19 protein-coding genes and 1 pseudogene are annotated in these 23,205 nt (G+C 64.6%); 14 read left to right on the forward strand and 6 right to left on the reverse strand.

Going from position 1 to position 23,205, the window contains the following annotated elements; translation table 11 throughout:
- The first annotated feature begins 83 nt into the window (after positions 1 to 83).
- The 6 genes from ACM62G_RS17220 to ACM62G_RS17245 all read left to right on the forward strand — a co-directional run bounded on the left by ACM62G_RS17220 (position 84) and on the right by ACM62G_RS17245 (position 8,747).
- Positions 84 to 470: a CidA/LrgA family protein gene (locus ACM62G_RS17220; protein WP_054060568.1), complete on the forward strand. Its 387-nt coding sequence runs from the start codon at positions 84 to 86 to the stop codon at positions 468 to 470.
- Positions 460 to 1,146 carry an LrgB family protein gene (locus ACM62G_RS17225; protein ID WP_273825807.1) on the forward strand — a complete coding sequence of 229 codons (687 nt, stop codon included), beginning with the start codon at positions 460 to 462 and terminating at the stop codon, positions 1,144 to 1,146. The genes ACM62G_RS17220 and ACM62G_RS17225 overlap by 11 nt, the downstream gene beginning before the upstream one ends.
- Before the next feature lie 148 nt (positions 1,147 to 1,294).
- The gene (locus tag ACM62G_RS17230; protein WP_054061726.1) at positions 1,295 to 2,206 is read left to right on the forward strand and encodes an SDR family oxidoreductase; all 912 of its coding nucleotides are present in this window, start codon (positions 1,295 to 1,297) and stop codon (positions 2,204 to 2,206) included.
- Between the two features lie 538 nt (positions 2,207 to 2,744).
- Positions 2,745 to 4,529 carry a DUF1302 domain-containing protein gene (locus tag ACM62G_RS17235; RefSeq protein ID WP_273825806.1) on the forward strand — a complete coding sequence of 595 codons (1,785 nt, stop codon included), beginning with the start codon at positions 2,745 to 2,747 and terminating at the stop codon, positions 4,527 to 4,529.
- A gap of 24 nt (positions 4,530 to 4,553) precedes the next feature.
- Positions 4,554 to 5,921 carry a DUF1329 domain-containing protein gene (locus ACM62G_RS17240; RefSeq protein WP_054060572.1) on the forward strand — a complete coding sequence of 456 codons (1,368 nt, stop codon included), beginning with the start codon at positions 4,554 to 4,556 and terminating at the stop codon, positions 5,919 to 5,921.
- 276 nt (positions 5,922 to 6,197) lie between these two features.
- On the forward strand, positions 6,198 to 8,747 hold the full coding sequence (locus ACM62G_RS17245) for a LuxR C-terminal-related transcriptional regulator (protein ID WP_419735214.1): 2,550 nt from the start codon (positions 6,198 to 6,200) through the stop codon (positions 8,745 to 8,747).
- Positions 8,748 to 8,888: 141 nt separating this feature from the next.
- Here the strand turns inward: ACM62G_RS17245 and ACM62G_RS17250 are convergent, their stop codons facing one another.
- Positions 8,889 to 9,683, reverse strand: coding sequence for an IclR family transcriptional regulator (locus ACM62G_RS17250; RefSeq protein ID WP_054061724.1), 795 nt, complete (start codon positions 9,681 to 9,683; stop codon positions 8,889 to 8,891).
- Positions 9,684 to 9,865: 182 nt separating this feature from the next.
- On the opposite strand from ACM62G_RS17250, the gene hmgA reads away from it, so the two are divergent.
- Genes hmgA through maiA form a run of 3 tightly spaced genes read left to right on the forward strand, consistent with a single transcriptional unit; the run spans position 9,866 to position 13,123 of the window.
- Positions 9,866 to 11,164 (forward strand): homogentisate 1,2-dioxygenase, encoded by a 1,299-nt coding sequence (gene hmgA / locus ACM62G_RS17255; protein ID WP_054060358.1) that lies wholly within the window; start codon positions 9,866 to 9,868, stop codon positions 11,162 to 11,164.
- 3 nt (positions 11,165 to 11,167) lie between these two features.
- Positions 11,168 to 12,472, forward strand: a complete 1,305-nt coding sequence (fahA, locus tag ACM62G_RS17260) for a fumarylacetoacetase (RefSeq protein WP_054060359.1) — start codon at positions 11,168 to 11,170, stop codon at positions 12,470 to 12,472.
- Between the two features lie 12 nt (positions 12,473 to 12,484).
- The gene (gene maiA / locus ACM62G_RS17265) at positions 12,485 to 13,123 is read left to right on the forward strand and encodes a maleylacetoacetate isomerase (protein ID WP_273825804.1); all 639 of its coding nucleotides are present in this window, start codon (positions 12,485 to 12,487) and stop codon (positions 13,121 to 13,123) included.
- 18 nt (positions 13,124 to 13,141) lie between these two features.
- On the opposite strand, the gene ACM62G_RS17270 is transcribed toward maiA, so the two are convergent.
- Entirely contained in the window at positions 13,142 to 13,945 is an 804-nt protein-coding gene (locus ACM62G_RS17270; protein WP_054061721.1) for a SirB1 family protein, read from the reverse strand.
- Positions 13,946 to 14,126: 181 nt separating this feature from the next.
- On the opposite strand from ACM62G_RS17270, the pseudogene ACM62G_RS17275 reads away from it, so the two are divergent.
- Positions 14,127 to 15,145 (forward strand): annotated as a pseudogene (locus tag ACM62G_RS17275) (Leu/Phe/Val dehydrogenase).
- Positions 15,146 to 15,154: 9 nt separating this feature from the next.
- Here the strand turns inward: ACM62G_RS17275 and ACM62G_RS17280 are convergent.
- Positions 15,155 to 15,421 carry a YebG family protein gene (locus ACM62G_RS17280; RefSeq protein ID WP_054060364.1) on the reverse strand — a complete coding sequence of 89 codons (267 nt, stop codon included), beginning with the start codon at positions 15,419 to 15,421 and terminating at the stop codon, positions 15,155 to 15,157.
- Between the two features lie 311 nt (positions 15,422 to 15,732).
- Here ACM62G_RS17280 and ACM62G_RS17285 point away from each other — a divergent pair, with 311 nt between their 5' ends.
- A complete protein-coding gene (locus ACM62G_RS17285) occupies positions 15,733 to 16,233 on the forward strand; it encodes a phosphate-starvation-inducible protein PsiE (RefSeq protein ID WP_054060365.1) in 501 nt (166 codons plus the stop codon).
- A gap of 28 nt (positions 16,234 to 16,261) precedes the next feature.
- Here ACM62G_RS17285 and ACM62G_RS17290 read toward each other — a convergent pair whose 3' ends face one another.
- Entirely contained in the window at positions 16,262 to 16,606 is a 345-nt protein-coding gene (locus ACM62G_RS17290; protein WP_054060366.1) for a YXWGXW repeat-containing protein, read from the reverse strand.
- A 270-nt stretch (positions 16,607 to 16,876) separates the two neighbouring features.
- Here ACM62G_RS17290 and ACM62G_RS17295 point away from each other — a divergent pair, with 270 nt between their 5' ends.
- Together ACM62G_RS17295 and ACM62G_RS17300 are read left to right on the forward strand one after the other, a co-directional pair.
- Positions 16,877 to 18,412, forward strand: coding sequence for a DUF1800 domain-containing protein (locus ACM62G_RS17295; RefSeq protein WP_419735215.1), 1,536 nt, complete (start codon positions 16,877 to 16,879; stop codon positions 18,410 to 18,412).
- An 8-nt stretch (positions 18,413 to 18,420) separates the two neighbouring features.
- On the forward strand, positions 18,421 to 19,620 hold the full coding sequence (locus tag ACM62G_RS17300; protein ID WP_273825800.1) for a DUF1501 domain-containing protein: 1,200 nt from the start codon (positions 18,421 to 18,423) through the stop codon (positions 19,618 to 19,620).
- Here ACM62G_RS17300 and ACM62G_RS17305 read toward each other — a convergent pair.
- The gene (locus ACM62G_RS17305) at positions 19,617 to 19,940 is read right to left on the reverse strand and encodes a DUF3509 domain-containing protein (RefSeq protein WP_054059997.1); all 324 of its coding nucleotides are present in this window, start codon (positions 19,938 to 19,940) and stop codon (positions 19,617 to 19,619) included. The genes ACM62G_RS17300 and ACM62G_RS17305 overlap by 4 nt on opposite strands.
- Before the next feature lie 428 nt (positions 19,941 to 20,368).
- Here ACM62G_RS17305 and ACM62G_RS17310 point away from each other — a divergent pair, with 428 nt between their 5' ends.
- The gene (locus ACM62G_RS17310; RefSeq protein WP_054059996.1) at positions 20,369 to 20,782 is read left to right on the forward strand and encodes an HPF/RaiA family ribosome-associated protein; all 414 of its coding nucleotides are present in this window, start codon (positions 20,369 to 20,371) and stop codon (positions 20,780 to 20,782) included.
- Between the two features lie 63 nt (positions 20,783 to 20,845).
- On the opposite strand, the gene fecA is transcribed toward ACM62G_RS17310, so the two are convergent.
- Entirely contained in the window at positions 20,846 to 23,197 is a 2,352-nt protein-coding gene (fecA, locus tag ACM62G_RS17315; protein ID WP_419735216.1) for a TonB-dependent Fe(3+) dicitrate receptor FecA, read from the reverse strand.
- Between the last annotated feature and the right edge of the window lie 8 nt (positions 23,198 to 23,205).

A 23,205-nucleotide genomic window follows, 5' to 3' on the forward strand; every position in this document is an offset into this window, starting at 1 on the left:
TGGAATGGATGTCAGTCTAACAATTCGCTTTTGGGATGAAAGGCCCGGCTCTAGAATTTTCGCCATGGGAGGGCCTGAATCCGATGAACAGATCACTGCTGAAAAAAACCGCGCGTCTGCTCGCCGAACTGTCGGTGTTGTGCGGCCTCTATCTGCTCGGCGGTCAGGTGGCGGCCTGGACCGGCTGGCCGATTCCCGGCGGGGTGATCGGGCTGGCGCTGCTGTTGCTGCTGTTCGCCTCGGGGCGGGTCAAGCCGGCCGCGCTGCAACTGGGCGCCGGCTGGCTGATGGCGGAGATGCTGCTGTTCTTCATCCCGGCGCTGATGAGCCTGCTGGACTATGGCGCCATGCTGCGCCAGGACGGTTGGCGGATCCTGCTGGTGATCATGTGCAGCACCCTGCTGGTGATGCTTTCGACCGCATTCACTGTCGAATGGGTCTGCCGCTGGAGCAGCCGCCGTGAAGCTTGAGTGGATGTCGCTGTTCTGGCTGGCGTTGACCCTGGGCGCCTATGCCTTCAGCCGCTGGAGCTACCGACGCACGGGGCGTTACCTGTTGTCGCCGCTGATCCTGGTGCCGGTCATCCTGCTGGCGGTCGCCGTTCCGTTGCACACCGCCTATGCCGAGTACTCGCGCGACACCCATTGGCTGGTCCTGGTACTGGGGCCTGCCACCGTCGCCTTCGCGGTGCCGATCTGGCAGCAGCGTGGCCTGCTCGTTCGCCATTGGCCGGCGCTGTTGCTGGGCATGCTGGCCGGCAGCGTGGCCTCCATCGGCAGTTCCTACGGGCTGGCCCGTGCCCTGTCGCTGGACAGTGCCCTGGCCCTGTCGCTGGTGCCGCGCTCGATCACCACGCCCTTCGCCATGCCGCTGGCCCGTGATCTGGGCGGTGTACCCGACCTGACGGCGGTGTTCGTGCTGGTCACCGGGGTGTTCGGCGCGATGGTCGGTGGCGTCCTGCTCAAGTGGCTGCCATTGCGCAGCAGCCTGGCGCGTGGTGCGCTGTTCGGCGTCGGCGCGCACGGTGCCGGGGTCAGCCGGGCCCGTGAAGCCGGAGGCGAGGAGGGAACGGTCGCCGGCCTGGTGATGGTCCTGACCGGCCTGCTCAACCTGTTTTGCGCGCCACTGCTGGCTATGCTGATCTGAATCGGCCGGGCTGATGCCAGCGGGGAGGCGCGGACTATCCCTCTGCCTTATCGCGCACCATTCACCCCCAACCGTATTTATTGTGACCGGATGCCACGTATCCGACACTCAGGCTCTATATCCCACTGCCCCTGGCTGGAGAGCTGTCATGAGTGAGTCTGTGCGCTTCGAAGATAAAGTGGTGATCGTCACCGGTGCCGGCGGTGGCCTGGGGCGGGCCCACGCATTACTGTTCGCCCGCCATGGTGCGCGTGTGGTGGTCAACGATCTGGGTGGCTCGACTCACGGCGAGGGCGCCAGCGCTTCGGCAGCGGACAGGGTAGTAGCGGAAATCCGCGAGGCTGGCGGCACCGCCGTGGCCAACCACGATTCGGTGACCGACGGCGACAAGATCGTGCAGAACGCCCTGGATGCCTTCGGTCGGGTCGACGTGGTGGTGAACAACGCCGGCATCCTGCGCGACAAGACCTTCCTCAAGATGGAGGACGCCGACTGGGACCTGGTCTACCGGGTGCATGTCGAGGGTGCCTACAAGGTCACCCGCGCCGCCTGGCCGCATCTGCGCGAGCAGAACTACGGCCGGGTGATCTTCACGGCCTCCACCTCCGGCATCTACGGCAACTTCGGCCAGTCCAACTATGGCATGGCCAAACTCGGGCTGTATGGCCTGACCCGCACCCTGGCTATCGAGGGGCGCAAGAACAACATCCTGGTCAATGCCATCGCGCCCACCGGCGGTACCCGCATGACCGAGGGGCTGATTCCGCCGCAGGTGTTCGAACTGCTCAAGCCGGAACTGATCAGCCCGCTGGTGGTGTTCCTCGGCAGCGAGCAGTGCGAGGAAACCGCTGGCCTGTTCGAGGTCGGTGGCGGCTGGATCGGCAAGACCCGCTGGGAGCGCAGCCTGGGCGTCGGTTTCGATCCGCACAACGGTTTCGGCGTGGACGAGGTCGCGGCCAACTGGCAGAAGATCTGCGACTTCGACAATGCCGTGCACCCCGCGGATACCCCCGAGTCCCTGCAACAGATGATGGCGAACCTGCAAAAATACAGCGGCTGACAGGCGTCGCCGGTGAGCGAACGCCGGCCATAAAAAAGGCCGCTGTAATCACAGCGGCCAAGGAAAGACGTTTGATCAAGGAGCGATAAATCAACGTCAGTGAAGCAGGTGACCATCGGTTCGCCGGCGAGCCGATGTCGAAACCGGGGCGGCCGCACTGGCCGCAACCGCCTTCAGTGCAGAGTCGATGACTCGATGCCCGAACCTCTCCCGAAGCTTTGACCCTCCGAGCGATTCCCCTGAAAGCCAGGCCAGGATAGGGAATTGTCGCGCCCTGAAACAGTGCGCTTCATGACAATCACTGTTGCAGCGGGCGTAACAGTCGCGAATGACTGTGCCGAGGTCGCACCTTGTGTCGGCGAGCCTCATCCATTCCCCCTATGGCGTGCCATCCAGCCCTTCGATGGTCCCCTGCAAGCCCGCGCCGGTGCGGCCATTCATCCTTTGGAGGTACAACGAAAATACCTCCTTGGTGCGCTTATCGCTCCCGCTGGCGCTGGGTAGGGTGAAGCCTTCTGTCACTCACCGGGGAAGACGCATGACAAAAACAACAATGCGCGCCATCTTCACGCCGCAGGCGCTGGCGGTAGCCGTGGCTCTGGGGGCGAGCGCCCAGGCCAATGCGGTTTCGTTCAATATCGGGGAGATCGAGGGCAAGTTCGACTCGTCCCTGTCGGTCGGTGCGAGCTGGGGTATGCGTGATGCCGACAAGTCGCTGGTCGGGGTCTCCAACGGCGGTACCGGCCAGGCGTCCACCGGTGATGACGGACGGCTGAATTTCAAGAAGGGCGAGACCTTCTCGAAGATCTTCAAGGGCATCCACGATCTGGAACTGAAGTACGGCGATACCGGTGTATTCGTCCGTGGCAAGTACTGGTACGACTTCGAACTGGCGGACGACGACCGTGAGTTCAAGGACATCAGCGACCATCATCGCGACGAGGGCGCCCGCTCTTCCGGCATCGAACTTCTCGATGCCTTCGTCTACCACAACTATTCGATTGCCGATCTGCCGGGCACCGTGCGCCTGGGCAAGCAGGTGGTCAGCTGGGGCGAAAGCACCTTCATCGGCAACTCGATCAACAGCATCAACCCCATCGACGTTTCGGCCTTCCGCCGGCCCGGCGCCGAAATCAAGGAGGGGCTGATTCCGGTCAACATGTTCTTCGCCTCCCAGAGCCTGACCGATTCGCTGACCGTCGAGGGCTTCTACCAACTGAACTGGCAGAACACGGTTGTCGATAACTGCGGCACCTTCTTCGGCAACGACGTGGTGGCCCATGGTTGCAACAACAACTACACCGTCGGCAGCCCGGCCATCGCGCCGCTGCAGCCGGTAGCCGCGGCTTTTGGCCAGGGCTTCGAGGTCACCTCCGAAGGCGTGGTGGTGCAACGCAGCAAGGATCGTGAAGCCCGTGATGGCGGCCAGTTCGGCGTAGCCCTGCGCTGGCTGGGCAATGACACCGAGTACGGCCTCTATTTCATGAATTACCACAGCCGGACCCCGACCGTCGGTACCACCACGGCGGGCCAGGCCACCATCAACTCCCTGGGCAGCATTCTGCCGCTGGTGCCTGCCGCCTTCCGCACCGGCCTGGCCCAGAGCATCATGCTGGGGCGTGGCCAGTACTACCTGGAGTACCCGGAGGATATCCGTCTCTACGGCGCAAGTTTCTCCACCACCTTGCCCACCGGCACCGCCTGGAGCGGCGAGATCAGCTACCGGCCCAATGCGCCGGTGCAACTCAACACCACCGACCTGACCCTGGCCCTGGTCAACCCGATTGCCGGTGGTGCCGCCTCGCCGATCCGCACCACGGCCGGCTCCGACAACACCGGCTATCGCCGCAAGGAAATCACCCAGGCGCAAACCACCCTCACGCAGTTCTTCGACCAGGTGCTGGGCGCCGATCGCCTGACCCTGGTGGGCGAGGCCGGGATCACCTACGTCGGCGGCCTGGAGTCCAAGGACAAGCTGCGCTACGGGCGTGACTCGGTCTATGGCGCCTACGGCTTCCAGGGTGATACCGGCGGTTACGTCACCGCCACTTCCTGGGGCTACCGTGCCCGGGCGATCCTCGACTACAGCAACGTGATTGCCGGGATCAACCTCAAGCCCAACCTGTCCTGGTCCCACGACGTCAAGGGCTACGGCCCCAACGGCCTATTCAACGAGGGCGCCAAGGCGGTCAGCATCGGCGTGGATGCCGACTACCGCAACACCTACACCGCGAGCCTGAGCTACACCGACTTTTTCGGTGGCCGCTACAACACCCTGATTGACCGCGATTTCCTGGCGCTCAGCGTCGGCGCGAACTTCTGATCAAGGCTGAATAAGGACTACTTCATGCGCAAGATGATTCTGCAATGCGGCGCCCTGGCCCTGAGCCTGCTGGCGGCCAACGTGATGGCGGCGGTTTCCCCGGAGGAAGCGGCCAAGCTGGGCACCACCCTGACCCCGATCGGCGCGGAAAAGGCCGGCAACGCCGATGGTTCGATTCCGGCCTACACCGGCGGCATTCCGAAAAACGCTGGCGCGGTGGACAGCAAGGGCTTCCTCGCCGATCCGTTCGCCAATGAAAAACCGCTGTTCGTGATCACGGCGGCCAATGCCGAGCAGTACAAGGCCAAACTCTCCGATGGCCAGTTGGCGATGTTCAAGCGTTATCCACAGACCTACAAGATTCCGGTCTACCCCAGCCATCGCACCGTGGCCCTGCCACCGGCGGTGCTCGAGTCGGCCAAGCGCAGTGCCCTCAACGTCACCGCGATCAACGACGGCAACGGCCTGGCCAACTTCACCGGCAACCGCTACTACGCCTTCCCGATTCCGAAGAACGGCGTGGAGGTCCTGTGGAACCACATCACCCGCTACCACGGTGGCAACCTGCGCCGCACCATCACCCAGGCGACGCCGCAGACCGACGGTTCCTTCACCCCGATCACTTTCGAGGAAGAGGCTGCGGTGCCCTCGGAGATTCCTGATCTGGCGCCGGACAAGGGCGCCAACGTGCTGACCTTCTTCAAGCAGGAAGTCACCGCGCCGGCGCGTCTGGCGGGTAACGTGCTGCTGGTGCACGAAACCCTCGACCAGGTGAAGGAGCCGCGCCTGGCCTGGGTCTACAACGCCGGCCAACGCCGTGTGCGCCGGGCCCCGCAGGTCGCCTATGACGGGCCGGGTACCGCCGCCGATGGCCTGCGTACCTCGGACAACTTCGACATGTTCTCCGGCGCGCCGGATCGTTACGACTGGAAACTGATCGGCAAGAAGGAGATGTACATTCCCTACAACAGTTACAAGCTGGACTCGCCAAGCCTCAAGTACACCGATGTGATCAAGGCCGGGCATATCAACCAGGACCTGACCCGCTACGAGCTGCATCGGGTCTGGGAGATCGAGGGCACGGTCAAGCCGAGCGAGCGGCACATCTACGCCAAGCGTCACATGTACATCGACGAGGACAGCTGGCAGGTCGCGCTGGTGGACCACTACGACGGTCGTGGCCAGCTGTGGCGGGTGGCCGAAGGGCATGCGCAGTTCTACTACGATCACCAGGTGCCGGCCTACACCGTCGAAACCCTGTATGACCTGATTGCCGGTCGCTACATCGCCCTGGGCATGAAGAACGAGGAGAAGCACAGCTTCCAGTTCGGCTTCGTCGGCAAGGCTGCGGACTACACCCCGGCGGCGCTGCGGGCCAGCGGCGTGCGCTGATAACAGTCGCCACGGAACTCGTGGCCGCTGTGGAGTCCATGGGAGCACACGTGCCGGTGGGAGCTGGATGTACCCGCGAAGAACGATCACGCGCTTATCCTGGATAAACGCGTGGTTGGATTCGCGGATAAATCCTGCTCCCACTAAGGCCGGCTCCCACAACCTTTTTCTCCCGAAGCTCTTTTTATGAGGTCCGATCAGCCTCCTGAATACTTGTTCATGCCAGTGCCCGAACAGGAATAGGGTAAGCGGATAAAACCAAGAAAGGCTGCCGCCATGACCGCCATGACCCCGCGTCTGGATCGTCCCGGGTTCCTGCCTCGCCTGTCCTCCCGCCATCTGTCGCGCCCACGCCTGAGTATTCCCCTGATCGAGTCCCAGGCCCGGGTCCGTCTGCTTTGCGCCCCCGCCGGCAGCGGCAAGAGCGCGCTGCTTGCCGAATGCCTGCTGCAGGCGCCCGCCGATTGCGGGGTGTGCTGGCTGCCTCTGGCCGGGGCGAACCTGGCGACCGAGGCCTTCTGCAGCGCCCTGGCCGAAGCCCTGGGCCTGGACGGCCCATGTGACGAGTCGAGCCTATTGGCCCGGCTGGCCCGCTGGAGCACACCGACCTGGATTTTCCTCGACGACTATTGCCGCCTGCCCGACCCGGCACTGGATCAACTGCTCGACCGCCTGCTGGCGGTCAGCAGCCCGATGTTGAGCTGGTGGCTGGGTGGACGGCGCCGGCCCCACTGCAACTGGCCACGACTGTTGCTGGAGGGCGAACTCCATGAGGTCGGGGCCGCGCAACTGGCTTTCGAGCGCAGCGAGATCGAACGCCTGGTGGTCAACCCGACGAGCCAGGTGTCGCCCCAGTGCATCGAGCGGATCAGCCAGTACACCGGCGGCTGGTGTGCCGGCGTGCGGGTGGCGTTGCTGGAGGCGCCGGCCTGGATCGCCAACGACCCGGATGCCGGTTCGCGGCGCTCGGCGACCCTGCTCGATTACCTGCAACACGAACTGTTCGACGTGCTGGCGCCCGAACTGGCTGAGGCCTGGCGGGTACTGGCCCATTTGCCGCGGTTCAACGCCGACCTGTGCGAGCACCTGTTCGGTGTGGGCGAGGGGGCCCAGTGGATGCGCACCCTGCAGGAGCTGGGGTGCTTCGTCGAACCCTGGGAGGAATCCGGCGAATGGCTGCGGATATTCGCCCCGCTAACCCTGCTGCTGCGTGACGAGCCGTGGCCGGCCGCACGCTCCTGGCATCGGCGGGCCTGCCAGTGGTTCAGCGCCCGGGGTGACTGGCAGGCGGCGGTGGAGCAGGCTCTGGCGGCCGAAGAGCTGGAAGTCGCGGCGAGCCTGCTGCACAACTTCAGTTTCGACTACCTGTTCGAGGGCCAGAACGTCCCGTTGCTGTTGCGCCTGCACGAGCAGCGCCCGGACGAGCTGTTGTTCGGTACCCCGCATCTGCTTGGCCTGATCACCACCGCGCTGCTGTTCGCCGGACGTTTCGACGAGGCGGCGCGGAGCATCGAGCAGATGGCCCGCTTCGCTCCACAACCGTCGGCGGCGGCCCAACGGCAGTTGGTTGCGCGTTGGCAGGCGCAGCAGGGTTGGCTGTTGCACCTGCAGGGACGGGCGGCAGCGGCCCGCGAGCATTTTCTCGAAGCACTCCAGGACCTGCCGCCGGCGGCCTGGCCGGCGCGGCTGTTCTGCCTGTCGGGCTTGACCCAGCAGGCCCTGCTCAATGGTGAACTGGAGCAGGCCCATGCCTTGAGCCGGGAGGCCCTGTGCCTGGCCCGGGCGCAAGGCTCGCTGCTGTTCGAGGCGTTGCTGGAACTCGACCACGCGCAATTGCTGGAGCAGCGCGGGGCCTTGCAGCGCAGCGAGGCGCTGTTGGAGAACATCCAGGCGCTGCTGCTGGCCAAGCATTACGTGACCGGTCCGTTGCGCGGGCGTGTGGCCCTGCGCCAGGGGCGTCTGGCCTTGCGCCAGGGCCATGACCAGCAGGCCGCCGAATACTTCCGGACCGGGCTCGATGAATGCCTGCGTTGCCACGATAAACGGGGGCTCTACGGCTTCCTCGGGCTGGCGTTGCTGGACGCCAACCAGGGTAATTATCCCCAGGCCTTCGTACGCTTGCGCGATGCCGAGCGGCTGATGCAGCAGCGGCATATTCCCGACACGGTATACCGGGCGGTGCTGCTGATGATCAGCAGCCATTTCTGGTTACAGCAGGGACGTCCCGAACTGGCGGATGAAGCGCTGACCCGGGTGCTGCGCCACTATCGCGGGCCGAACGCGGTACAGGCGCCGCCGGCCACCCTGGAGCTGATTCCACGGCTCGAGTATCTGCTGGTGCTGGCCCAGGTCTACCAGCACAAGCCTTGTGCGGCGCTGGAGTCGCTGGCCCGGCAACTGGAGCAGGCCCAGCGCCGTGGCATGCAGGGCATCGAGACGGAGATTCGCCTGGCCCTGGCGGAGGTGGCGTTCCTGCAGGGGCAGGTAAGCCTGGCCCGGACTCATCTCGGCGAGGGCCTGGCACTGGTCGGTCGCTGCAATCTGCAACAGGCGCTGCGCGAACTGCGCCTGCGTCAACCGGGCCTGCTGGCGGCGCTGGGGGTCGAGGAGGAACTGGTGGCCAGCGGTGACAACCCGTTGAGCCAGCGCGAACTGGAAGTGCTCAGGCTGATTGCCCAGGGCAGTTCCAACCTGCAGATTGCCGACCAGTTGTTCATCTCGCTGCACACGGTGAAGACCCATGCCCGCAGGATCCACAGCAAGCTCGGTGTCGAGCGCCGCACCCAGGCGGTGGCCAAGGCCAAGGCGCTGGGCCTGATGGGCTAGGACAAGGCTGATGTCGTGGGCGTTGGGCTCAGCTGCGCAAGCGCTAGCCTGTGGGAGCCGGATTTATCCACGAAGCCTTTGGCAGTCCCAAGGGCCTATTCGCGGATAAATCCGGCTCCGACAGTCACTGCATTCCCACAGTCACTGGCTTTTCTGGTAGCCCATGCGCCAACTGATCGCCTCGCTGGCCGCCAGCAGGCGCTTGGCCGCCGGGCCGTTTTCATCGGCATGGAACAGCGACGTCGGGCCCACCACCGTCAGCACCGCCACCACCTGGCCCAGGGCGTTGAACACCGGTGCCGACAACGCGTCGACCCCCGGCATCAGCAGGCCATGGACGAAGTGCAGCCCACGCTGGCGGATCTGTTCGCAGGTCGCGGCGTAGGTGGCGGCATCGGCCAGGGGATGCGGGTGGCCGGCCTTGAGCTCGGCCTCGCGCAGGTCGACGGTCTCGCGATCCGGCAGGAAGGCGTTGAACACCAGGCCGGTGGATGAACTGAGCAGCGGCAACACCGAGCCCAACTGCGTGACCACGGTCACCGCACGCACCGCCGGCTCGATATGCACCACGGTCGCCCCGTGATTGCCCCAGACCGCCAGGAAGCAGCTTTCATTCAGGTCATCGCGCAGCTCCGCCAGGGGCATCGCCGCCACCTGCAGCACATCCATGCCGTTCAGCGCCGCGAGACCGACCCGCAACGCCTCGCGACCGAGGCCATAGTGATTGGTGGCGACGTTCTGTTCGGCGAAACCGCTGGCGATCAGCGCCTGCAGGTAGCGGTGCACCTTGCTCGCCGGCATCTGCACATGCTCGGCCAGGCGCGACAGCGAGGTGCTGGGCGACAGCTCGGCGAGGGCCTTGAGGATATCGGTACCGACCTCGGCCGAGCGGACTTTCTGTTTGGCGTTGCTGTCGCTGCTGCGCGGCTTTTCCATGGAGGCGATGTGATCCCGGGACGAATGGGCGTCTTTATAGCTTGACGAGCACAGGCAATCAAATTACGTTTTGCATAATCGAATTACGCAATTCATAAATTTCGATCCAATAAAAACAACCGACCTTGCTGCCTGTCCGTGATTGGGGGAGCCGGCACGGGTCCACTCCACCAGGAGGCTCCATGAACCTCGACTCCACGACGCTGGCCTACCAGTCCGGCTTCGGTAACGAATTCAGCAGCGAGGCGCTGCCCGGCGCGCTGCCGGTCGGCCAGAACTCGCCGCAGAAAGCCCCCTACGGGCTCTACACCGAGCTGCTGTCCGGCACCGCGTTCACCATGGCCCGCAGCGAAGCCCGGCGCACCTGGCTGTATCGCATCCAGCCCTCGGCCAACCATCCGGCGTTCGCCAAGCTGGAGCGACAACTGGCCGGCGGCCCTCTGGGCGAGGTCACGCCCAATCGCCTGCGCTGGAACCCGTTGCCGATTCCGGAGCAACCCACGGATTTCATCGATGGCCTGGTGAGCATGGTCGCCAACTCGGCAGCGGATAAACCGGCCGGCATCAGCGTCTACGGCTATCGCGCCAACCGCTCGATGGAGCGGGTGTTCTTCAACGCCGACGGCGAACTGCTGCTGGTACCCGAACAGGGGCGCCTGCGCATCGCCACCGAGCTGGGGGTGCTGGAACTCGAACCGCTGGAAATCGCCGTGCTGCCCCGTGGCCTGAAATTCCGTATCGAACTGCTCGATGCAACGGCTCGTGGTTATGTCGCCGAGAACCACGGCGCGCCGTTGCGCCTGCCGGACCTGGGACCCATCGGCAGCAACGGCCTGGCCAACCCACGCGATTTCCTCGCGCCCGTGGCCCATTACGAGGACCGCCGGCAGCCGACCACCCTGGTGCAGAAATTCCTCGGCGAGCTGTGGGGCTGCGAGCTGGATCATTCGCCACTGAACGTGGTCGCCTGGCATGGCAACAACGTGCCGTACAAATACGACCTGCGGCGCTTCAACACCATCGGCACGGTCAGCTTCGACCACCCGGACCCGTCGATCTTCACCGTGCTGACCTCGCCGACCAGCGTGCCGGGCATGGCCAACCTCGACTTCGTGATCTTCCCGCCGCGCTGGATGGTGGCGGAGAACACCTTCCGTCCGCCGTGGTTCCACCGCAACCTGATGAACGAATTCATGGGGCTGATCCAGGGCGCCTACGATGCCAAGGCCGAAGGTTTCCTGCCCGGCGGCGCGTCCCTGCACAGTTGCATGAGCGCCCATGGGCCGGACGGCGAGACCTGCAGCAAGGCGATCGCCGCCGAGCTGGCGCCGAGCAAGATCGACAACACCATGGCCTTCATGTTCGAGACCAGCCAGGTACTGCGTCCGAGCCGCTTCGCCCTCGACTGCCCACAGTTGCAGAACAATTACGACGCCTGCTGGGCAAGCCTGCCCAACACCTTCACCCCGGATCGGAGATAACCCATGACTCAACCCAACCTTGCGCGCAGCTGGGTCGCATCCGCCAACGGGCATGCCGACTTCCCGTTGCAGAACCTGCCACTGGGCATCTTCAGCCATAAGGGCTCGGCCCCACGCAGCGGCGTGGCGATCGGCGAGCATATCTTCGACCTGCAGGCGGCGCTGGAAGCCGGCCTGTTCGACGGTGCGGCCAAGGCCGCGGTCGAAGCCACCCGTGGCGGTCAACTGAACGCCTTCTTCGAGCTCGGCCGCAGTGCCCGCCAGGCCCTGCGCCAGCGCCTGCTGGAACTGCTCGGGGAAAACAGCAGCCTGCGGGGCCGGATCGAAGCCGAAGGGGCGAAGTTGCTGCCGCTGGCGGCGGACTGTGTCATGCACGTGCCGGCGAAGATCGGCGATTACACCGATTTCTACGTCGGTATCCAGCACGCGCAGAATGTCGGCAAGCTGTTCCGCCCCGACAACCCGCTGCTGCCCAACTACAAGCATGTGCCGATCGGCTACCACGGCCGGGCCTCGACCGTACGTCCATCCGGTACCGAGGTACGTCGGCCCAAGGGGCAGACCCTTCCTGCCGGGCAGAGCGAACCGGTGTTCGGCCCTTGCGCCCGGCTGGACTACGAGCTGGAGCTGGGGATCTGGATCGGCCAGGGCAATGCCATGGGCGACTCGATCGCCATCGCCGACGCCGCGGAGCATATTGCCGGCTTCTGTCTGCTCAACGACTGGTCGGCGCGTGACGTGCAGGCCTGGGAGTACCAGCCGCTGGGGCCGTTCCTGTCGAAGAGTTTCGTCACCAGCATCTCGCCCTGGGTCGTCACCGCCGAGGCCCTGGAGCCGTTTCGCAAGGCCCAGCCGGCGCGTCCCGAGGGTGATCCGCAGCCGCTGCCGTACCTGCTCGACCCGCGGGACCAGGAAACCGGTGCCCTCGATATCGAGTTGGAAGTGCTGCTGCAAACCGAGGCGATGCGCGAGCAGCAGTTGCCACCCTTGCGCCTGGCCTTGAGCAACACCCTGCACATGTACTGGACCGTGGCGCAGATGGTTGCGCATCACAGTGTCAACGGCTGCCAGTTGCAGCCCGGCGACCTGTTCGGCTCCGGCACCCTGTCCGGCCCAGAGGCCGGCCAGTTCGGCAGCCTGCTGGAAATCACCGAGGGCGGCAAGAAAGTGGTGGAGCTGCCGTCGGGCGAAGTGCGCCGGTTCCTCGAGGATGGCGACGAAATCATCCTGCGTGCTCGCTGCCACCGCGAAGGCTTTGCGTCGATCGGCTTCGGCGAATGCCGTGGCAGGATCCTGCCGGCGCGTTGAGAGGAGCGAGCCATGGAGCTTTACACGTACTACCGCTCGACCTCGTCCTACCGGGTGCGGATCGCCCTGGCGCTCAAGGGCCTGGACTATCACGCGCAACCGGTCAACCTGATCGCGCCGGGGGGCGGTGAACACCGCCAGCCGGCGTACCTGGTACTCAACCCGCAGGGGCGGGTGCCGGCATTGCGCACCGATGCCGGGCACCTGCTGACCCAGTCGTCGGCGATCATCGAGTTTCTGGAGGAGCGTTATCCACAGGTGCCGCTGTTATCCCGCGACCTGGCGACCCGGGCCCAGGAGCGGGCGGTGGCGGCGTTGATCGGCTGCGACATCCATCCGCTGCACAACGTCAGCGTGCTCAACCTGCTGCGCCAGTGGGGGCATGATGAGCAGAAAGTTCAGGAGTGGATCGGGCACTGGATCACCCAGGGGCTGGCCGCCGTCGAGCAGTTGATTGGCGAGACGGGCTACTGCTTTGGCAATGAGCCGGGATTGGCGGACGTCTACCTGATTGCGCAACTGTATGCGGCCGAGCGCTTCAAGGTGCCGCTGGAGGCCTATCCGCGTATCCGCCGGGTCGCGGCGCTGGCACAGCAGCATCCGGCGTTCATCCAGGCTCACCCGGCCAATCAGCCGGATACTCCGGCCTGAGGTCCGTCGCCCGGACCGTCAGTGCACGACGGTATCGGGCGGCATGCGCCCAAGGCGTTCGGTCAGGCGCAGGCGCTGGATCGGGTCGTCGCTGAGCAGCAGGGCGCGTTCCAGGTCATAGCGTTCGGCCCGCGGACAGTCGAGTTTCTGGTACAGGCTGGCACGGGCCAGGTAGTCGCTGGCGTTGCCCTGGCCCAGTTCCAGGACCCGTTCGGCATCGCGCAGGCCGGCGAGGAAGTCATCGTTGGCCAGGTGCAGTTGCCGCAGGTTGCGCGACAGGCGCTGGAGCATGTCCACCGGTGTCGCCGTCTGCATGTGTTCGGCACTCAGGAGCAGGGTCGGGCCGTACTGGCGGCTGAGCAACTCACGGCAATCGTTGGGGTAGAGACGGCGGCCGCCGCAGGGATCGAGCAGGTGGTCCGCGCCCGGTACCCGCAACAGGAAGTGCCCGGGAAAGTTGACCCCCACCAGCGGAATCTCCAGGCCTCGCGCCAGTTCCAGGGCGATCAGTGCCAGCACCAGCGGTTGTCCGCGACGACGCTGCAGGACCTTGTCGAGCAGGGCGGCATGGGGGCGTAGCGGGGTGAACTCGTCCTGCTGGAACCCCAGCTCGTTCATGCGCCGCAGCAGCGGTTGCGCCAGCTCGCTGACCGGCAGCAGTGGCAGCCCCGCGCTGACCCGCTGTTGCAGATCCTTGAAATCGCGCAGCAGGCTTTCGGGCCGCACCTTGGAATCATGCTCGGCGGCGATCCACAACGCCGCTTCGAACACCGCGGGCGGCGTACGCTCCAGACAGGCAAAAAAAGCTTGGCGGGGGTTCATCGAAATCTCCGGCAGATGCTCTGTTTTAGCGCTGCTGCGGGGTTTCGTCCAGTGGTTTGGGGCCCCGGCGGGTTATGTCATAAAGCCTGCAATGCTGGCCGGCTTATTCCCCGGTACTTCGGCATTCTTTGCGGGCAAGCCTATACTCGCTGTGTACAAGAAGTGATCAGGGGGCTATTCGATGTTTGCTCTCATGCAAAGCACTCGCCTTGAATCGCTGCACCTCAGCGTCGACCCGGTGACCGGGTTGAAGGCGGTGATCGCCATCCATAACCGTCGCCTGGGGCCTGCCCTGGGTGGTTGTCGTTACCTGGCCTACCCTGACGACGAATCCGCCATGACCGACGCCATCCGCCTGGCCCAGGGGATGAGCTACAAGGCGGCTCTCGCCGGCCTGCCGGTGGGCGGTGGCAAGGCGGTGATCGTCCGGCCTGCCCATGTCGAGAGCCGGGCCGCGCTGTTCGAGGCCTTCGGCCGCTGTATCGAACAGCTCGATGGCCGCTACATCACCGCGATCGACAGCGGCACTTCAACGGCCGACATGGATTGCATCGCCCAGTACACCCGGCATGTCACCAGCACCACCAGCGCGGGCGACCCGTCGCCCTACGCGGCTCTGGGGGTATTCGCCGGCATCCGTGCCACGGCCATGGCACGCCTGGGCAGCGACAATCTCGAAGGCCTGCGCGTGGCGGTCCAGGGGCTGGGCAATGTCGGTTATGCCCTGGCCGAACAACTGCACGCGGTGGGGCGGAGTTGCTGGTCAGTGACAACGATCAGGGCAAGGTGCAGTTGGCGATGGAGCAGTTGGGCGCCCACCCGGTCGCGACCGAGGCGTTGATCAGCACGCCCTGCGATATCTTCGCGCCCTGCGGCCTGGGCAACGTCCTCACCAGCCAGAGCGTGATGCAGCTGCGGTGTGCGGCTGTCGCCGGTTCCGCCAACACGCAATTGACCAACCTGAGCGTCGCCGACCAGTTGGAAAAGCGCGGGATCCTCTATGCGCCGGACTACGTGATCAACTCTGGAGGGTTGATCTATGTGGCGCTCAGGCACCACGGGGGGGAACTGTCGGACATCACCGCGCACCTGTCACGAATCGGTGCGCGGCTGACCGAGGTCTTTGCCCATGCCCAGGCGGAAAAACGCTCGCCAGCGCGGGTCGCGGACGAGCTGGCGGAACGCCTGCTGTACCGCTGAGGTCCCGGGTTACTCGGCGTCTGCCGGGGCCGAGAGCAGTTCGGACAGGGCGTCCGGCTGGCTCTTGAAGGCCTTGGCGAATACATCGCGGTTCTTCGCCATGTAGATGCCGACTTCCTCCACCTGTTGCTCGTTCAGCGAAGGCACGGCCTTCTGCAGGACTTCAGCCAGCAATTCGGCCAGTTCGAGCATCTTGTCATGACGGTCAGCTTCGGCTTTATCCATGAACAAACGCTCCAGATCTCGGCTGCTGCGGTATACCACTTCGACGGCCATTTACCACCTCACATGCCTTCTCGATAGGTTGTCTTGTGCGATTACTGTATTTATATACAGTTAAGAGGATATGCGAATCCTCGAGGTTTGGATAGTGGCTTTTTAATGTAGACCTGTTTCGGGTTTTGTCAGGGGGTGCGGCTTCCGGTCGCGGGCAAAGCCGCCGTCATAGGCCGGGGGCACGTGCCTCGAAGGCCGCGGTCACCATCTCACTCCAGCCCCTGGCCTTTTTTCTGCATGGCTTTTACGTGCAGTGAAACAGTCACCTTCAACCCGCATCATCCGATCGAGCCGATCTAAGGACGTGCACCGTGAAAATCAATTGGGCCGAGAAACTGCGGCAAAACGTGCATCAGGTGGCTGAGTCCCTGGGCAATCTGTTCGTCGAGTCCTTCCATTACCTGGCACTGTTCGCCATCGGTGGGGTCACGGCCTGGGCGGCCGTGATGGAGTTCCTGCTGATGATCGAGGAGGGGCACATCAAGATCGATGACATCCTCCTGTTGTTCATCTACCTCGAGCTGGGCGCGATGGTCGGGATCTACTTCAAGACCAACCACATGCCGGTGCGCTTCCTGATCTATGTAGCGATTACCGCGCTGACCCGCCTGCTGATCTCCAATGTGTCGCACCACAACCCACCGGACATGGGCGTGGTCTACGTGTCCGGGGCGATCCTGCTGCTGGCCTTCGCGATCCTGGTGGTGCGTTACGCCTCGTCGCAGTTCCCCTCGGTGAAGATCGAGCACCCGCAGCGCAAGGTCGGCGAGGGTTCGGCCGAACATCCCGAAGTGGAAAAAGGCGAGCTCTGAGCCCGCCTTCCAGGAGCGTTCCCGTGGGTCAGTTGATCCACATCCCGGCCCGCAGGTGCCAGCCATCCCCACGCTGCTCCCAGTGCGGGTGCACGTAGCGGTAGCCGGGCCGCACCGGCTCCCAGTGGCCGTGCACCGCCACATAGCGGCGACCATCCCAATGCCAGTAGCCGCGGGCCCAGATGAAGCCCGGACGGTAGGCCGGCTCGACTTCGATGACTTCCTGCGGTGGCGGTTGTGGCGCCACCACCTCGACGTACCTGACCGGCGCAGGGCGCTCGACGATCACCGGGCGTTCACGTACCACCCGTTCCTGCACACAGCCCGCTGCGGCGACCACCGCGATGGCCAACACGGCATAACGAAAAAACATCAGACCTCCTCGGACTCTTCCTGGCATGGCGTGTCTGTAGTGAACGACGGAATTTTCAGGTTCGGCCGTTGAATAGGTTGTAACAGTGTGTGTCTGTCCGTTGGCTGAACCCGAAGGCGCTTTGTTCCATGTCGGTTGCCGTTGGTCGGGTGGGCGTCAGTCAGGCGCTGCAGGCGGTCCTGGGGATGAAGGGTGTCAGCCTCCGGACAGGCGCACGGATAGACACTGGTGCTGTGGTAGACAACATTTTCCCAGCAAGGAAGTTTCCGCATGTCGCTTGCCCGTGCTGTTTTTCGACCGCTGTGTTGCTGGTTGCTGGTCTCGCTTTTTGCCCCCGTCGCGGCCATGGCGGCGGCCGCGCCCCTGAGCCCGGCTGATGCGGCCTGGCTGCGGCGTGACGGTTTCGACCTGGATGCAGCCAATGTCGCCCGCTTCCGGGCCATGGGCCGTACCGGGCTGTTGCAGGCGCAACTGAACGATCGTCTCCACGATTCGTTGCCGCCCGCCATCGAGGCCCAGTTGCAGGCCTATCCGATCCTGGCGACCCCGTTGCAGGCGACCCTGCTGGCCTTCCGGCAGGCCCAGGAACAGGTCAAGTCGATGCCCGCCGGCGATCCCCAGGCCGAGGAGAAGAAGGCCTTGCAGCGCCAGGCCAACGACGCCGCCGACCAGGCCCGGCAGATCGTCCTGCTGCGGGCGGTCTACGGCAGCAACCCGCTCAAGGAACAGCTGGTGTGGTTCTGGCTCAACCACTTCAGCGTCTTCGCCGGCAAGGGCTCGGTGCGGCTGATGGTGGCCGACTACGAGGAACGGGTGATCCGCCCCCACGCGCTGGGCAAGTTCAAGGATCTGGTATTGGCGACGCTCAAGAGCCCGGCCATGCTGGAATACCTGGACAATGCGCAGAACGCCCGGGGCAAGGTCAACGAGAACTACGCCCGTGAACTGATGGAGCTGCACACCCTGGGTGTCGGCTCCGGCTATACCCAGCAGGATGTCCAGCAATTGGCGCTGATCCTCACCGGTGCCGGGGTGCTGCCGCTGGATGACCGGGTGCAGAAGTTCGGCCCGCGGGTCGCGCCGCTGGTGGTGCGCGACGGCCTGTTCCAGTTCAACCCCAACCGGCATGACTTCAGCGATAAGGTGCTGCTGGGCCAGCCGATAGCCGGCAGCGGCTTCGACGAGATCACCCGCGCGGTGGAGTTGATCACCCGGCAGCCGGCCTGTGCCCGCTTCATCTCGCGCAAGCTGGCCGAATACTTCGTCGCCGATCAGCCACCGCAGGCCCTGGTCGATCGCGTGAGCGCCACCTTTCAGCGCACCGACGGCGATATCGCCCAGGTCATGGGCACGCTGTTCGAGTCGCCGGAGCTGCAGCACAGCGCCGGCAGGAAATTCAAGGACCCGATGCAGTTCGTGGTCTCGGCCGTACGCCTGGCCTACGACGGCAAACCGATCGCCAACCCGCGTCCGCTGCTCAACTGGCTGAACCAGCTGGGCGAGCCGTTGTTCGGCCGTCTGACGCCCGATGGCTGGCCGCTCGATGCGGCCGGCTGGGCCAGTTCCGGGCAGATGTCAAAGCGCTTTGAAATCGCCCGGGCCATTGGCGCGGGCAGCAATCGGCTGTTCACGCCCGAGGGCAGCCAGAGCATCGGTGCCGGATTCCCGCTGATCACCACGCCGCTGTACTACGACGCCATTGAGCCGCATCTGTCGGCGGCCACTCTCGGGGCGCTGAATCAGGCCCGGTCGCCGCAGGAGTGGAACACCTTTCTGCTGTCCTCCCCCGATTTCAACCATCGCTAGGTGCCCTGATGAATCGTCGAGACTTTCTGCTGGCCTGTGCGGCAGGCGCGGTGACGCTGCCGGGCCTGTCGTTTTCCACACGGCTGTTCGCCGCCCCCGCGTCGGCCCCGCGTTTTCTGCTGGTGTTCCTGCGCGGTGGCTACGATTGCAACAACCTGCTGGTGCCCTACGCCAGCGACTTCTACTACGAGTCGCGTCCGAGTCTGGCGATTGCCCGCCCGGATGCCCACAACGCCGACAGCGCCATCGCCCTGGATGGCCACTGGGGCCTGAACCCGGTGCTGCGGGATTCGATCTACCCGCTGTGGCAGCGCAAGCAGATCGCCTTTGTGCCGTTCGCCGGGACCGACGACCTGTCACGCAGCCATTTCGAGACCCAGGACAATATCGAGGCCGGGCAGCAGGCCGGGCAGCAGTCCCATTACCGGTCGGGCTTCCTCGCCCGCCTGGCGGGCGCCGTCCCCGGCAGCGCGCCGATCGCCTTCACCGACGCCCTGCCGGCGAGCTTCCAGGGCGGCCGGGATATCCCCAACCTGTCGCTGCGCGGGCTGTCCAGGCCGGTGTTCGATGAGCGCCAGTCGAACATTCTCGCCTCGATGTACCAGGGCACGCCGCTGGCGGCGTCGGTCGCCGACGGCCTGGAACTGCGCCAGCAGGTTTCCCGAGAGTTGCAGGAGGAAATGCAGAAGGCCGGGCGCGGCGCACCGACGGCCCGCAACTTCGCCGCCGAAACCCGGCGCATCGCCACCCTGTTGCGCGATCAGTACCGCCTGGGTTTCGTCGATGTCGGCGGCTGGGATACCCATGTCAATCAGGGGGGCGTCCAGGGGCAACTGTCGAACAACCTGGCCAACCTCGGCCAGGGCCTGGCCGCGTTTGCCGAGGCCATGGGCGAGCAGTGGAAAGACACCACGGTGGTGGTGGTTTCGGAGTTTGGCCGAACCTTTCGCGAGAACGGCAACCGCGGCACCGACCACGGGCACGGCACGGTGTATTGGGTGCTGGGCGGCAGCGTGCGGGGCGGGCGGATCGCCGGAGAGCAGGTGGCGGTGAACGCGGCCGGCCTGCTGCAGAACCGCGACTATCCGGTGCTCAACAACTACCGTGACCTGCTGGGTGGGCTGCTGGGGCGGACCTGGGGAATGTCCGCTGCGCAGTTGCAGGTCGTTTTCCCCGGCGCGCGCCCCAATGGGCTGCAATTGGTCTAGATCGCCAGGTAGCCGAGCTCCGGCCGGGGAAGCCTGGCAGGGCGGGCCAGCAGCTTGAGATTGTCGTCGTCGGTCATGGCCGTGAGAATCTCCAGGGCGCTGTGGCCCTGCTCGATGGCGATGCCGAACTGCACGCTCTGTATCAGGCGTTTCAGGCGCTGCGGGTCGTTGCGTTGCGCCGGGCTGATCATCCGCTTGGCGACCACGCCGTCGGCATTGGACAGGGTCAGCAGGATGCTGCCATCCAGGCCCTGCAGGCTCAGGTTGACCCGGTACTCGGGCTGGAAGGCGTCGTTGATCAACTGGAAGGGATTGTCCATGGTTTTCACCGTTCTGATCGGAACATGCAGGCATTGACTACGTGGAAACCGGATTGGTTCGTTATTCCGGACCACTGGCCATCCGTGGTCCTGGCTTCATGCCGGAACCGTCGAACTGGAGAATGACAAAGCAAGCCCTGTGCCGGATCACGGGCGGGGCGTTCGCCATGAGCGGGGAGGTCGATTCGGTGGGGATTTTCAGCTGACGTTGTGTCGGGAAATTTCAGATGCTAAGGCCCGACCCAATTCCCGACCATACCAGTGCTTTTGCGGCTTGTCCGGCTTTTTTTGTCGAAAAATATTTATCTTTTCAAAGGGCTTGAATTGTTTTTCCAGCTGCCCAACTCTGTAGACAAGAGGCTATGTTTCGCACTGCCTCCAGCGGTGCGGCGAACCTCTTGCGAGCTAGCTGAAATAAGGGAAGAACTATGCAAATCCAAGTCAATAGTGATAACCATATTCAAAGCAGCAAACGACTGGAGGAGTGGGTCCGTACGACCGTTGAGAGCACGCTCGAACGCTACGAAGACGACCTGACCCGGGTCGAAGTCCACCTCGGGGATGAGAACGGCGACAAGCCCGGCCCCCACGATATTCGTTGCCAGATCGAAGCCCGGCCAAAAGGCCGCCAACCGATTTCCGTCACCCATAAGGCCGATACGCTGGAACAGGCGATCGACGGCGCGTCAAGCAAACTGGAGCATGCACTGGAACACCTGTTCGGCAAACTGGCGGCCAAGCGCGCCACCATCGTCAGGGGCGAGCGCCGCGACCTGGGTGATGCCCTTCTGGAAGAGGAGTTCGAAGAGAAAGAGCGCGTACGCCTGGCCGCCAATGGCTGACCGTCAGCGCTGAAAAAAAGGGCCTGCATTTGCAGGCCCTTTTTTATTGCGGCGTGAATCGGCTCAGAACGCTACGGAGGTCTGCAGGTAGACCGTGCGTGGTTCACCTACGTACTTGCCCTTGTTGTTGTCGTCGAACGAGCGGGTGAAGTACTGATGGTTGAAGATGTTCTTCACCCCGACGGCAACGTTCAGATCCGACAGCTGTGGGCCGAAGTCGTAGGCCGCGCGGCTGCTGAACAGCATATAGCCGGGAATACGTCCGGTGCTGCCGTCGGCACTTTCCGCGTGGGTGTTGGCGTTGTCGGCGAACTGGCTGCTCTGGTAACTGCTGTCCAGGTTCAGTTTCCACGGCCCCTCGGTGTAGCTGACCCCCAGAGTACCCTTGTGCTTGGAAGAGAACGGTACGCGGTTGCCCTTGTTCGGGCCGTCCTCGCGGATGGTCGCGTCGACGTAGGCGTAGGTCGCGTACACATCGAACCCCGCCAGTGCCGGGCTCAGCCCGTCGAGGGCATAGTTGACGCTGGTCTCGATCCCCTGGTGGCGCGTCTGGCCACGGGCGATCACCGTGTCGTTGGTCTGGTTGCTGTCGTACTGGTTGTCGAAGTTGATCAGGAACGCCCCGATCTCCGCGCGCAGGCTGCCGTTGTCATAGCGGGTGCCGAGTTCCCAGGTCCGTGCCTTCTCCGGTTTCACTTCGCCACCCGCCACCCGGTTGGGCATCTGGCTGTATTGCACGCTGCCGAAGGAGCCTTCGGTATTGGCGTAGAGGTTCCAGCTTCCGTTCAGGTGATACAGCACATTCAGCGCCGGCAACGCGGTGTTGTAGTCGCCCTGGTACTGCACGTGTGTCAGGTTGTTGTTCTGCCGGGTATCGATCATTTCGTAGCGGATGCCTGGGGTGAAGGTCCACTTGCCGATATCGATGCGGTCATCGATGAACACTGCATGGGCCTGGGTGGCTCCACGGGTGTCGCGGTCGTTGCGGCTGTGGGTGTCAGGGAAGACCTGGTTGCTGGTGATCGGCGTGCGGTAGCGCAGTTCGTGACCGGCCTCGTTGATATAGCGGTAGCCGACGCCCAGCTCGTGCACCGTGTCGCCGAGGTCGAAGCCCTGGCTGAAACGGGTTTCCAGGCCACGCACCCAGTACTCGCGCGGGGACAGGGAGAGGAAGCTGCCCTGGTCCAGGTAACCGCTGCGCAGGGTCTTGGTGAAGAAACTGTTCACGGTGAATTCGCGACGATCCTGCTGGTAGCGGTAGCCGAAGTCGAACATCGTCCGCCGACCCCAGAAGCTGTCCTTCAGGCGGGTCGACTGGTACGGGTCGGCCGCATAGGCGGCGCTGCTCAGGCCGCCGGGCATGTCGGCCTGGCCTTCGTAGTATTGGGCCATGGCGGTGAAGCTGTTGGCGTCGTCGAGCTGGTACTTGCCCTTGAGGATCAGGTCGTCGATCTCGGTGTCGCTGTGTTCGCGCCAGTCGCTGCCGCGAGTGCCGGAATACAGCAGGGCGCCGCCCAGGCCGTTGTCGGCGGTGCCGCCGGCCAGCAGGTTGCCGGTGCGCTTGAAGCCATCCTGGCTGGAGGACGGGCTGACTTCGGTCTGGAAACCACCTTTGACCGTGGGCGTGTCGGGAATCGCCCGGGTCACGAAGTTGACGATGCCGCCGACGTTCTGCGGGCCGTAGCGTACCGCGCCGCCGCCACGGACGACATCGACGGCGTCCATGTTGTCCATGCTCACCGGGGCGAATGACAGCTGCGGCTGGCCGTAGGGGGCGAACGGCACCGGGATGCCGTCCATCAGGACCGTCGAGCGCGAAGCCAGCCGCGGGTTGAGGCCACGGATACCGAAGTTCAGCGCCATGTCATGGCTGCCGGTGCCGTTGTTCTCCGGAGCGTTGACGCCGGGGATGCGATTGAGCACATCGCGGGCCTGGGTGGCGCCCTGGCGCTCGAACTCTTCGCGGCGGATCACATCACGGGCGCCGGGATGTTCGAAGACATTGGCCTGTTCGGCGGAACCGAGCCAGTCACCGACCACGGTCGAAGTGCCCAGCTCCAGGGGCGTCGCGCCAGCCGCCGCTGCCGGTTGCAGGCTGAAGGCATTGTTGCCTTCGTCGCGGGCCTGCAGGCCGGTGCCTGCGAGCAGGGCAGCGAGCCCGGCGGCGGGGCTGTAGTCACCGTCCAGCCCGTGGCTTTGCAGGTTGCCGGTAACCTGGGAGCCGAAGGAAATCAGCACGCCAGCCTGGCGGCCGAACTGGTTGAGGGCGTTTTCCAGCGAGGTCGGCGCGATCTGGTAATGCCGGACCGTGGCCTGATCGGCCTGGGCAAGGTTGCCAAGGTTCAGGCTGGCGCCCAGCAGCAGGTAGCGCAGGGAGCGGGCGAGGGGGGTGAGACGGGACGATTGAGAGGGCATGGGGCGAT

This window comes from Pseudomonas sp. COR18, assembly GCF_048568395.1.
Classification (GTDB): Bacteria; Pseudomonadota; Gammaproteobacteria; order Pseudomonadales; family Pseudomonadaceae; genus Aquipseudomonas; species Aquipseudomonas fuscovaginae_B.